This window comes from Verrucomicrobiia bacterium (genome assembly GCA_036268055.1).
Lineage (GTDB): Bacteria > Verrucomicrobiota > Verrucomicrobiia > Limisphaerales > Pedosphaeraceae > DATAUW01.
On sequence record DATAUW010000005.1, the window covers coordinates 66,507 to 77,895 of the forward strand.

Below are 11,389 nucleotides of genomic sequence, written 5' to 3' on the forward strand. Positions count from 1 at the left end.
GTAATGGTTGAATCGTTATTATTTGCGATGGAACATTTCCGACCAGGTTTTCTTGAGCCCTTCGCTGAACGTGGCGGCGCTCCGTTTCTTTTGCTGGAACGAGCCGAATTTCACGAGGCCGATCGCGGTTGCAAATTCCGGCTGGTCGAGCGCAGACTTGATGCCGCTGATCGAATTGGTTTTTCCCACCGAAGCCGGCATCTGGAAAACTTTTTCCACGAGCCGCGTGATCTCGGGAATGCGCGCGCCGCCGCCGCAGATAAAAACCCCCGCGCGCAAGTAATCCAGCAAACCCGCCCGTGCGATGTCTTGCTCAATCAAACACAAAATCTCCTCCACCCGCAGCGCCATCACGCGGCGGAGATGTTCGAGATTGATGGTCTTGAGCGGCAAACCCAATTCGTTCGCGATGGTGATGGTCTGGCCCTTCAAACTTTCTTCGACAATCGCTGAGCCGTGTTCAATCTTAAGTTGTTCCGCGCGTCCGAGCGGCACTTTCAAACCGTAAGCCAAATCGTTCGAGACATGGTCGCCGCCCACCGCGAGCACGCCCGTGTGCTTGATAATGCCATCGGCATACACCGCGTAATTTGTCGTGCCGCCGCCGATGTCGAGCACGAGCGCGCCCATTTCTTTTTGCTCGTTCGTCAGCAAGGCGAGTGATGCCGCCAACCCATTGAATACAATCGCCTCAACTTCCAACTGCAAACCTTTAACGACGCGAATCGGATTTTGCAGGCGGTTGAAATTTCCGTGCACGACGTGGACATCCACCTCCACTTTTCCGCCGAGCATCCCAACGGGATCCACGATGCGATCCTGGCCATCCACCAAAAAATGCTGCCGTACCGCATGGAGCACGTGGTTTTCCGTCGGCAGGTTGATAGCCTTCGCGTTCTTGATGACGTCCTGGACATCTTCGCGTGTGATTTCGCGGTCGGCGGAGACCACTTGCTGCAAACCGCGATTATTGAACCCGCGAATATGTGCGCCGGTCACGCCGAGATACACGCTGCGAATTTCCACGTCAGCCATTTGTTCGGCCTCAACGATGGCATTGCGCACGTCTTCCTCGACCGCGGATATGTCCGCGATCTCACCCTTGCGCACGCCGCGTGAACGCGCCTGTCCCAGGCCGATCAGATTCAACGCGCCATTGGCGTTGACCTCGCCCACCACCACCACGACTTTCGACGTGCCGATTTCCAGCCCGACGATCAATGAAGAAGGTTCAAACATTTTTTTTCCGGTTATGTTGAAGGTTTGGATTTCGCGGAGGCACCGCCGGCGCCGCGCTCGCCTCGATCCACTTCGCGGGAATACTGTTCGGCACGGAAAGGTCGAGCGTGGCGATCACTTTGTTGATGCGCTGCCCCTGGTCGTAAATCTGCCGCCAGCGGCGCAACTGCCGATCCAGGTCGAGCATCGAAAAAGTGATTTGGCTGCCCTGATTACTCGTGACTTCCAAAATCTGCGGTGAAGCGACATCAATCACCTGCAAGTCCACCAATCCCGACATCGGCGAATGATCGAAGGCGGAAACCAGTTGCAACGCCAGCCGTGCTTGCGCCGTATCGAGCCGGTGACCGGGAACGGCATCGGCGGGATTGATGCCGGAAATGACCGGCAGCGTGTCATTCGTCACGGCGATGGGAACCGCGCGCTGGCTGGGCTCAATTAAATTCATCACGTAACCATCGCCGTCCACGTGCAGGATGCCGAGTTCGGCGGCGCCGTTCGGACGCATTTGAACGACGCGGATTTGCGCCAGCGGTTCGCGCTCGGTGACGCGCAATCGCAACGAATGGGGAAGGACGCGTTCGACCGCCACGGTTTTGATCACCGAGACCATTTCCAGATCGCGTTTCACGCGCGCCAGATCGAGGGCAAATAAATTTTCACCCGTGCGCACACCCGCCCAGCGGCGCAACTGATCGGGCGCGAGCACGCCATCGGTCTGCACGTCAATTTCAGTAATGGCAAACGCCTTGTTTTCGTAAATCAAACGGCTGAGCGCAAATTCACCGGTGCGCCACACAAGATAAAATCCGAAGACGGTCGCGAAAATCAGCGCGAGGCTCATGCCGATCAGGCGCATTCGCGAGGCGCGCACCTGATCGGAGCGCAATTTCACATCGAGCACATGCGTGCGCGTGTGCCGCCGATTTTTCGATTTGCGGTTGAACCAACTCATTACTTTACCACTCCTGTATCATGCCGGAGCGCGAGGTCCACCATGCGCTGGCATAATTCTGGATAATCAATTCCCGCCGCCGCCGCAGTCTTGGGAAACAAACTCAACTCGGTCATCCCCGGCAGTGTGTTCACTTCGAGCACGATGGGATCGCCGTTCGGTCGCACCATCACATCCACGCGTCCGTAATCACGCGCGCCAATGGCGGCGAATGCCCCCAGCGCGGCGGCCTGCACCCGCTTGGTCGTCGCGGCGTCCAGTTGGGCTGGGCAAAAAATTTCGGTTGCACCGGCGGTATATTTATTTTTGTAATCGTAACCGCCGCTCTTCGGACGCACTTCCGCTGGCGGAAACGCCTGGCTGCCTAAAATGCCAACCGTCGTTTCGCGCCCAATGATTTTTTCTTCCATCAAGACTTCCGAACCGTGTTTGAGTGATTCCGCCAAGGCGCTCGGCCAGTCTTCCACGCGTTCGACAAATTGCAGACCGACGCTCGAGCCCTGTCGCACCGGCTTTAAAATCACCGGCGGCTCCCAGCCGGTGGGCCACTTCGCGGTCGGCGAAGTGAAAATTTCATAGCGCGCTGTCGGCACTCCGGCGGCAACGCATTTTTGCTTGGTCAGCAATTTATCAAAACCCAGGCGGCTGGCCTCGACATCGCAACCGGTGTAAGGCATATCCATTTCCTCAAGCATCGCCTGAACGGTACCGTCCTCGCCGAAAGTTCCGTGCAACGCGAGAAATACGACCTGGGTTTGCGGGGGCAATTTCCAGCCGGGATTCTGGGGATCAAGTTCAGTTACTTCGTGACCGAGTGAACGCAAGGCTTTCGCGACCGATTTTCCCGAGCGCAACGAAACCTCGCGCTCGGCCGAAGGGCCGCCCAACATGACGGTGATATGCAGACTCTTTGACATCGCTAAATTTTTTCGCTCACGTTTCGCCGACAATTTCCACTTCAGTGTGCAACTCGATCCCGCGCTCGGCGCGCACGCGCTGACGGATGACTTCGATCAATTCCAAAACATCCTTCGCGCGCGCCTGCCCGTCGTTGATGATAAAGTTTCCGTGTTCCTGCGACACCATGGCATCGCCCACGCGCATGCCTTTCAAACCAAGTTCGTCAATCAATTTGCCCGCGGGAATCGTCCCGGGATTTTTGAAAATGCAACCGGCGCTCGGCGCGGCGGGTTGCGATTCCCAGCGCTTCTCACTGAAAGTTTTCATGCGCTTATCCACGACTTCACGCGTTGCCGGATGACCCTTGAGCACCGCGCCGAGAGCGATATTTTCCCGCAGCAACGGGCAACTGCGATATTCCACTTTCACATTCGCGCCGAGTTCTTCGTGCGATTCGCCGCCAAAATCCATGTAACGAATGGACTCGACCACGTCGAACATCCAGCCGCCCATCGCGCCCGCATTCATCCGCAACGCGCCGCCGACCGTGCCCGGGATGCCTTCGAGAAACTCCAACCCGGTCAACTGTCCACGGCGCGCTTCATTCGCCACGATTTTTAATTTCGCGCCCGCGCCACAATGCATGCGATAACCCATCATCTCAACGCGGCTGAATTCAGGCTGCGCGAGACAGATCACGACGCCGCGAATCCCGCCATCGCGAATCAACAGATTGGACCCACGCCCTAGCAGGAAAAACGGCAGCGAAAGTTGCGCGCATAATTTTAAAATTTTCGACAATTCGGTTTCCGAAACCGGCTCGACATAAAAATCAGCGCTGCCACCGACACGCAAGGTTGTGCGTTTCGCAAGTATCTCATCCGCGCGCAAAACGGTCTCGGCGGAAACCGCCGCGCGAAGTTCGGACATTATTTTATCTTTGGACACATCCATGTTTCGTTCGCCCAACCTCCCGCGGGAATGTTCGCCCTCCCGCTCAATGCCTTCACAGCAATCGGTTGCCGATGTGGGTTGGTTCACGTGATCGCGGATTGTTGGTTTTTTAAATGAGTTGCCGCCGGGACAATGATGCCTCCCGCCGCCGTTCGGCGCGCGGTGATCGCCTGCATGATGCTTTCCGCGATTCGTTCCGCCGCCTGCGGTGAATGCCAAGCCCCAAGCGCAACGCACATCCGTTCGCGCGACGCCGTTTGTTGCGCCAGTTCGGAAATTTTTAGCGCGAGCATTTCGGCGGACGCGCCGCGTTGCCCGAGCAGAACGGCTGCGCCAGTTTTTTCAAAGGCGCGCGCGTTGTAAAATTGATGGTTATCTGTGGCCGCCGGAAACGGCACCAGCACGGAAGGCACGCGCATCGCCGCAAATTCCGCCAGCGATGACGCCCCCGCGCGGCTGATGGTCACGCTGGCTGCGCCAAGCGCCAAGTGCATCTCGCCAAAAAACGGTTTCACGACCGCGTGAATATTATGAGCGGCACAGGCGCGCTGAACTTTTTCGACATCGGTCGGGCCGGTGAGGTGAAACAACTGCCAACCTGCCAGTTGCTTTGCCAAAAACGGAAGCGTCGCGATCACCAAATCATTCAAGCCGCTCGCACCTTGGCTGCCGCCGGTCACGAGCAACACTGGTTTCTGCGGATCTAATCCGAGCGCGGCCCGGCAGGCAGCAAGGTCCATCGGTTGAAATTGCGGGCGCACGGGTGTGCCGGTGACTTTTACATTGCGCGTATGTAAGCGCGTTGCGGCATCGGAGAATCCGACGAACGCCTCACTCACCACCCAGGACAGCCAGCGGTTAGCGCGGCCGGGAATGGTGTTGGATTCGTGCAGAAAAGTGGGAACGCCCAGGGATTTGCCCGCCAGCACCGGCGGGGCGCTGGTGAAACCGCCCATCGCCAAAACCGCCTCGGGCTTTTCCGCGGCGAAAAGTTTTTTGGCGGTGCGATACGATTGCGCGAAACCGCGAGCGAAGGCCAAATATTTTCCACGGGTCAATCCGATCGCAGGAAGCGTGGCGATTTGCACGCCGGTCGCGCCTTGCACGGCTTTCTGGTCCACCTCCTTGGGCGAGATCAAAAGCGTGACCGCGCAGCCGCGCCGTTTCAATTCCTCGGCGACCGCCACGCCGGGAAAGAGATGTCCGCCCGTGCCACCGCATGCGATGGCCACCCGGGGCGCTGAGTTTTGGCTTTGCATCAGGACAGTTGGGAAACGCCACTTGGTTCCAAGGGGTCCGCGGAAATATCCGTTGCCGGCTGCAAGACGCGCGCGCGCCGTGCGATGCTCAATAAAATTCCAACGATGGTGAGCATCATGAGCAAATTCGAGCCGCCATAACTGATGAATGGCAGCGGCAAACCTTTATTCGGCAAGGTGCTGGTCACGACGCCGATGTTGATGAATGCCTGCAATCCGATGAGGAACGTGATTCCGGTTCCGAGCAATAACCCGAAGTTGTCTTTCGATTTCAATGCGATATACATACCGCAAATCACCAGCAGCACGAACGTCATTACTACCAGCAGCGTGGCGATCAAACCCAATTCCTCGCCGACGATCGCGAAAATAAAATCCGTATTGTGCTCTGGCAAAAATCCAAGCTTCTCGCGGCTGTTGCCCAGACCCAAACCAGTCCAACCACCCGCGCCGAGGGCGATCATGCCTTGATTGGCTTGATAGCCGATGTCCATTTTGTGTTTGTCAGCATCGAGCCAGGCGAGCATGCGTTTGGTGCGCATGGGATCGTGAATCAAAGAAATTAAAAACGCAGCGATGCCCATGAGCACAGGCGGCACGATGAATTTCCATCGCGCACCCGCGATGAACAACATCCCCGCCGTGACCATCGCCATCAAAATCGTCGTCCCGCGATCGGGCTCAACGAAAATCAAGGCGAGCACGGCTCCAATGAGCGCGCCGGGATAAAGAAATCCACGTTTCCAACAACCAAGCTGCCGTTGATAACGCTCGCCATACCACGCGACTGTGATGATCAAAGCGATCTTGCCAAATTCCGAAGGCTCAAAACGAACACCGTGACCGAGACTGAACCAGCGGCGCGCGCCGTTGATTTTCAGCCCGACGTGCGGCACGAGCACCAGCACGAGCAGGAGGACGGCGAAAGCGAGAATCGGCGCGAAATATTTTTTAAGAAGTGTATAATCAATACTGGCCGCCGTCACACAACCGGCAAGACCGAGCACGCACCAGATCATCTGGTTTTGAAGATAGTGGCCCTTGTCCGCCATGCTCGAGCTATAAAGCATCACCATCCCCAGGGCCAGCAGGGAGGCGACACACAAAACCAAAGTTGTGGTGGCGGTTTTCATTTTATCCAACCGGACGCCGGGGTGAGGTCACCCGGCGTCCGGCCATATATATATCAGCGGGCAGCGCCTGAAGCCGGGACCGAGGGAATCGGAGCCGGTGCGGGCATCGGGTTCACTGGAGCCGGGATCGGCGCGGCGGTTGCGGAACTGTCGGTTGTCGCAGCGGTCGCAGGAGCCGACTTGGCCGGGACTTTCAATTTCTGGCCGACCTTGATTTTATCGGTCTTCAATTCATTCGCGGCGCGGATCAATTTGATCGTGCTGCCGTGTTCGTGAGCGATCTTCATCAGCGAATCACCCGGTTTCACGGTGACAATATTATCGCTGCCGCTGCTCATATCAGTCGCGTTCGCGGTGCTCGTGCTGCCCGAACTGCCAGCGGGAACCTGGAGCTTCTGGCCGACTTTCAATTTCGCCGGAGTGACGCCCGGATTTGCGGCTTCGACGTCCTTGATCTTCACGTGAAATTTCTTGGCGATGGAATAGAACGAATCACCTTTGGCGACGACGTATTCCTGGCCAACCGGCGCGGGAGGCTCAGGAGGAGCGACTGGCGGCGGCGGCATTGGCGGCGGCGTGTTGGAAACCACGGCCAGCGGCGCGGAGTTGGAACTCATCGCCGGGACCGGCGGCAAATTCGTGTCAGGCGTCGGATTCGTGCTGGTGTCCGACGAAGGCAGCGCGGCGGTGTCCGCCGCCGGCGCTTCCTTTTTGCAACCCTGGATCAGCAGCGGACTGATCACGAGAATGTTGATGGCGAAAATCGAAAAAACCGCCACTTTCACGCGGGCGCGTTTTTTATTTTTTTGCTCCAATAGGGAGCCTTGTGGAACGAATGGATTTGGGTTGTTCATTTAGCTTTGGCGCTCTTCAGCGTCCTTTCATTATTTCGAGGTGATGTTTTGGGTTTGGTTTTTTCGCCTCGGGTTTTTTCCTCAAAAAAACCCGGGGCAAATTTAAATTTAAAATTTTAGTTTATGATTCAATTTTTTCCGGCGGTTTCGTCCGGAGAAATTGCTTCGGATTTTTCCACGCCGCGCACGCCCGGTAATTGGTTCACTGCTTCGCGAAATACGTCACCCCGATGCTGGTAATTTCGAAACTGGTCAAAGCTCGGACAGGCTGGTGAAAGCAATATCACATCGCCGGCAACCGCATTTTTCGCCGCAAGTATGACAGCTTCTAACAACGAATCCGTGGCGGCGCAAGGAGTAAAAAGACTCCACGCCGCACGGATTTTTCCACTGGCTTCGCCGATGACAAATGCGCCTTTCACACGCTGGGAAATCAGCGGTCCGACGTAATGAAATTCCTGCCGCTTGTCCTTGCCGCCCGCGATCAGCCAGATGTTGGGATCGCCGCCCGGCGCGGGCGAAACTGAGAGCAGCGCCTTGTGTAACGCATCCACATTCGTGGCCTTGGAATCGTTGATGTAAGTGACGCCGTTGATCTCCGCGATTTTTTCGAAGCGATGCGCGGCAGGCGCGTGCTGCTTGAGGACTTCGACCATGCCATCGAGCGGCAGGCGCAGCACATGTCCGGCGGCGAGCGCAGCCATCATGTTCTCGGCGTTGTGCGAGCCTTGCAAACGGCACTGGCTCATGTCGAGCAGCGGGCCGGACCAATCCGGTAAACGGCTGATGAGCAAACCGCGATCGAGAAAAATATCGGCGCGACGATTGTTTGCGCTGAAGGTGATGACCTTCGCGGGAATTTCAATATTCAGCGCGCGCAATTCGGCGAGGGTCTCGCTTTGAACAATGGCCCAATCGAAAGCTTGCTGGTTCTCAAATAATTTCGCCGTCGCCCGGACATAAGCGGAATGGTTGGGATAACGGTCCAGGTGGTCAGGCGTGATATTCAAAAGCACCGCAACCGCCGGGCGAAAAAATTGCGTCGTCTCGAGTTGAAACGCATTCAACTGGAAGATGAGAAAATCAACATCGCCAGCCTCGAGCACGGTGGAGCAGACGGGGCGCGCGCCATGGCCGCACACGACGGTCTTGCGCTGGCTGTGCAAAAGAATTTGTTCGAGCATTTCGCTGGTCGTACCTTTGCCGTTCGTGCCGGCGATGGCGATGTTCAGGCAGCGGGCGTGTTGATAGCCGAGTTCAAATTCGCCGATGACCGGCACCTGGCGCTTACCGAGTTCACGCAGGATGGGAGCAGCGCCGTCCACGGCGGGACTGGTGATGGCAAGACTGAATTCGCCCTTGGGCATTTTGGCCACGCCCAATTTCACTTCAACGCCGAGTTGGCGAAGCTTGCCCGCTTCGGTGCGCAACTCGGCAGTGTCGGCGAGATCCATAGCGGTGACTTTCGCGCCGTTCTTGCGCAACAGTCCGCACGCGGCGCGGCCCCGCTGGCCGAGGCCCACCACCAACACGTGTTTGTCTTGTAATTCGTGCATCGAAATTTTAGCGAATCTTCAAACTGCTCAACGCCACCACCGCGAACAGCACGCACAAAATATAAAAGCGCGTGACGACCTGCGTTTCATGCCAGTTCTTTTTTTCAAAATGATGATGGATCGGCGCCATTAAAAAAATCCGTTTGCCCGTGCCATAGCGTTTGCGCGTGTAGCGAAAATAACTGGTTTGCAAAATCACCGAGCCCGCTTCCATGACGAATACGCCGCCCGCGATGACCAGCACGAGCGGCTGATGGATAAGCACCGCGACAATTCCCAGCGCGCCACCGAGCGCGAGCGAGCCGGTATCGCCCATGAACACTTGCGCCGGATGGCAGTTGAACCATAAAAATCCCAAACCGGCGCCGCAAAGCGCCGCGCAAAAAACCGTTAATTCGCCCGCGCCCGAGACATGCGGGATTTGCAGGTAGGCAGCCATTTTCACGTTGCCCGCGACATAGGTCATGATCAAAAACACGAACGACACGATGAGCGTGCAACCGATGGCGAGGCCATCGAGGCCATCGGTCAAGTTCACGGCGTTCGAGCTGCCCACAATAGTCAGCGCGGTCAGCACGATTCCGATTCCGGTCGCGCCGGTCGCGACGGGATGTTTGTAAAATGGCACCATAATTTCAGTGATCAACATCTGCGTGGCGGGCGAATACCACAAATAAATTCCGATAAAAAGCGCCAGGGCGATCTGCACCCAAAGTTTGACGCGGGACTTCGCACCCGCGCTGCTCGCTTTGGTTATCTTCGTATAGTCATCGTAAAATCCCAACGACGCCAGCACCACAACTGACAAAACGGTCAACAACACGGGCGTGTTCCATTGCGCCCACAACAGGGTCGTCAAATTCAACGTCAATACGATCAGCAATCCGCCCATCGTCGGCGTGCCAAATTTTTTCGGCTCGCGTCCCGTTAGGTTGCCAGCCACTTCCGCGCGGTCGCGATAATTTTGGCCGAAGCTCAGTTCCTTCAGCCACGCGATGACCTTCGGCCCGAACCACAAACTTAGCAGCAACGCTGTGACTGCCGCTCCCGCCGTGCGAAATGTGATGTAGCGAAACAACCGCAACGAGGACAACTCGGATTCCCAAGGCGTGCCTACGGATTTTTCCATCAAGTATTGACTCAAATAATAAAGCATTCAGACCTTCGCTTCGCCGGACGACCGCAACGCTTCCGCGAGCCGCTCCAGGCGCGTGGCGCGAGACGCCTTCAACAGCATCACATCGCCCGCCTTCAGAAATTGTTTCACTGATTCCACCGCCGTCATCGGGTCACTAAATTCGCCGACATTTTTTAATCCCGCTGTCCGCGCCGCGTGCGCCATGACTCCGGCCATTTTTCCCACCGCAAATAACTGTTCGACGCCGGACTCAGCCGCGCGGCGTCCGACTTCTTCGTGGCCAGCCTGGCTGTGCGCGCCCAATTCGCCCATGTCGCCCAGCACCGCCACCCGCCGTCCCGCGCACGGCATCCGCCGCAAAGTTTCCAATGCCGCCGCCATCGAATCAGCATTGGCGTTATAGGCATCATCCAGCACGCAAATACCATTCCAAATCCACGTTTGGAGTCGCATTTTCGCAGGTTTCGCGCCGGCCAAGCCGTGCAAAATTTCTTCCCGCGTCAAACCAAGTTCCGCGCCGACCGCCACCGCGAATAACGCATTCACCACCTGGTGATTCCCGAGCAAACTGATGCGGTATTCGCCACTAAATTCTTTCTTCGGCGCGCCCACCCAAAACCGGCTGCCACTCGCATCCATCTCTATGTCGCTGGCACACCAATCGTTGCCGTTGCTGATGCCGATTCGGACGACACTTGCGGCGCACCGTTTTGCGATGGTTTCGGTCCAATCACTGTCGCCATTGATAAAAAGTTTGCCATCGTGCGGCAGCATTTCGGCCAGCGAACCTTCTTCCGCCGCTACCCCCGCAAGATCATGGAAAAATTCCAGGTGCTCGCGGCCAATGCTCGTAATCACACCGAATCGCGGCTGGATCATGTCAATTAACGGAGCCAATTCGCCCGGATGATTCGTTCCTGCTTCCAGCACAGCGGCTTGCGTCATTTGGTCGAGCTTCAACAATGTGACCGGCACACCAATATCATTGTTGAAACTTGCTTCGCTCCAGACGGTTTTGAATTTTTGACTCAAGACCGATGCCAATAATTCTTTCGTGCTGGTTTTGCCATTCGAGCCACCCACCGCAATCACCGGAAGCTCGAAATCTTTCCGGTAACGCGCGGCGAATCTGCCCAGCGCCTGCCGCGTATTGTCCACGGCGATGACACCGCATTTCAAACCACTGGGCACTCGTCCGCGTTCGGCGACCACCGCCGTCACACCTTTTCCCGCGACTTCCGCCAAAAAATCGTGGCCATCAAATCGCTCGCCCGCGATGGCGAAAAACAAATCGCCCGGCTGCGCGTGCCGCGAATCGGAACCAACCCGATGCGCGAGTGTCTCGGGCGCCGCGCCGGTGAGTTCACCGCCGCAAGCTTCAGCCACATATTTCAAAGAACG

10 protein-coding genes are annotated in these 11,389 nt (G+C 57.0%); all 10 read right to left on the minus strand.

The window, feature by feature from the left end:
- Positions 1–18 precede the first annotated feature (18 nt).
- Positions 19–1,239 (minus strand): cell division protein FtsA, encoded by a 1,221-nt coding sequence (gene ftsA, locus VH413_02380; GenBank protein ID HEX3797522.1) that lies wholly within the window; start codon positions 1,237–1,239, stop codon positions 19–21.
- Positions 1,232–2,194, minus strand: coding sequence for an FtsQ-type POTRA domain-containing protein (locus tag VH413_02385; protein HEX3797523.1), 963 nt, complete (start codon positions 2,192–2,194; stop codon positions 1,232–1,234). The genes ftsA and VH413_02385 overlap by 8 nt, the downstream gene beginning before the upstream one ends.
- On the minus strand, positions 2,194–3,111 hold the full coding sequence (locus VH413_02390) for a D-alanine--D-alanine ligase (GenBank protein HEX3797524.1): 918 nt from the start codon (positions 3,109–3,111) through the stop codon (positions 2,194–2,196). The genes VH413_02385 and VH413_02390 overlap by 1 nt, the downstream gene beginning before the upstream one ends.
- A gap of 16 nt (positions 3,112–3,127) precedes the next feature.
- Entirely contained in the window at positions 3,128–4,024 is an 897-nt protein-coding gene (gene murB, locus VH413_02395; protein HEX3797525.1) for a UDP-N-acetylmuramate dehydrogenase, read from the minus strand.
- Between the two features lie 107 nt (positions 4,025–4,131).
- Positions 4,132–5,307 (minus strand): undecaprenyldiphospho-muramoylpentapeptide beta-N-acetylglucosaminyltransferase, encoded by a 1,176-nt coding sequence (murG, locus tag VH413_02400; protein HEX3797526.1) that lies wholly within the window; start codon positions 5,305–5,307, stop codon positions 4,132–4,134.
- Complete coding sequence (gene ftsW / locus VH413_02405) at positions 5,307–6,440, minus strand: putative lipid II flippase FtsW (protein ID HEX3797527.1); 1,134 nt, start codon at positions 6,438–6,440, stop codon at positions 5,307–5,309. The genes murG and ftsW overlap by 1 nt, the downstream gene beginning before the upstream one ends.
- A gap of 53 nt (positions 6,441–6,493) precedes the next feature.
- Complete coding sequence (locus tag VH413_02410) at positions 6,494–7,225, minus strand: LysM peptidoglycan-binding domain-containing protein (GenBank protein HEX3797528.1); 732 nt, start codon at positions 7,223–7,225, stop codon at positions 6,494–6,496.
- Between the two features lie 197 nt (positions 7,226–7,422).
- A complete protein-coding gene (murD, locus tag VH413_02415) occupies positions 7,423–8,850 on the minus strand; it encodes a UDP-N-acetylmuramoyl-L-alanine--D-glutamate ligase (GenBank protein HEX3797529.1) in 1,428 nt (475 codons plus the stop codon).
- 7 nt (positions 8,851–8,857) lie between these two features.
- Positions 8,858–9,979, minus strand: a complete 1,122-nt coding sequence (gene mraY, locus VH413_02420) for a phospho-N-acetylmuramoyl-pentapeptide-transferase (GenBank protein ID HEX3797530.1) — start codon at positions 9,977–9,979, stop codon at positions 8,858–8,860.
- Between the two features lie 27 nt (positions 9,980–10,006).
- Positions 10,007–11,374 carry a UDP-N-acetylmuramoyl-tripeptide--D-alanyl-D-alanine ligase gene (gene murF, locus VH413_02425; GenBank protein ID HEX3797531.1) on the minus strand — a complete coding sequence of 456 codons (1,368 nt, stop codon included), beginning with the start codon at positions 11,372–11,374 and terminating at the stop codon, positions 10,007–10,009.
- Positions 11,375–11,389 lie beyond the last annotated feature (15 nt).

What these genes read in the sequence shown, in the direction of transcription:
- ftsA (HEX3797522.1), bottom strand. Translation starts at nt 1,239, where the DNA reads ATGTTTGAACCTTCTTCATTGATCGTCGGGCTGGAAATCGGCACGTCG.
- VH413_02385 (HEX3797523.1), bottom strand. Translation starts at nt 2,194, where the DNA reads ATGAGTTGGTTCAACCGCAAATCGAAAAATCGGCGGCACACGCGCACG.
- VH413_02390 (HEX3797524.1), bottom strand. Translation starts at nt 3,111, where the DNA reads ATGTCAAAGAGTCTGCATATCACCGTCATGTTGGGCGGCCCTTCGGCC.
- murB (HEX3797525.1), bottom strand. Translation starts at nt 4,024, where the DNA reads ATGTCCGAACTTCGCGCGGCGGTTTCCGCCGAGACCGTTTTGCGCGCG.
- murG (HEX3797526.1), bottom strand. Translation starts at nt 5,307, where the DNA reads ATGCAAAGCCAAAACTCAGCGCCCCGGGTGGCCATCGCATGCGGTGGC.
- ftsW (HEX3797527.1), bottom strand. Translation starts at nt 6,440, where the DNA reads ATGAAAACCGCCACCACAACTTTGGTTTTGTGTGTCGCCTCCCTGCTG.
- murD (HEX3797529.1), bottom strand. Translation starts at nt 8,850, where the DNA reads ATGCACGAATTACAAGACAAACACGTGTTGGTGGTGGGCCTCGGCCAG.
- mraY (HEX3797530.1), bottom strand. Translation starts at nt 9,979, where the DNA reads ATGGAAAAATCCGTAGGCACGCCTTGGGAATCCGAGTTGTCCTCGTTG.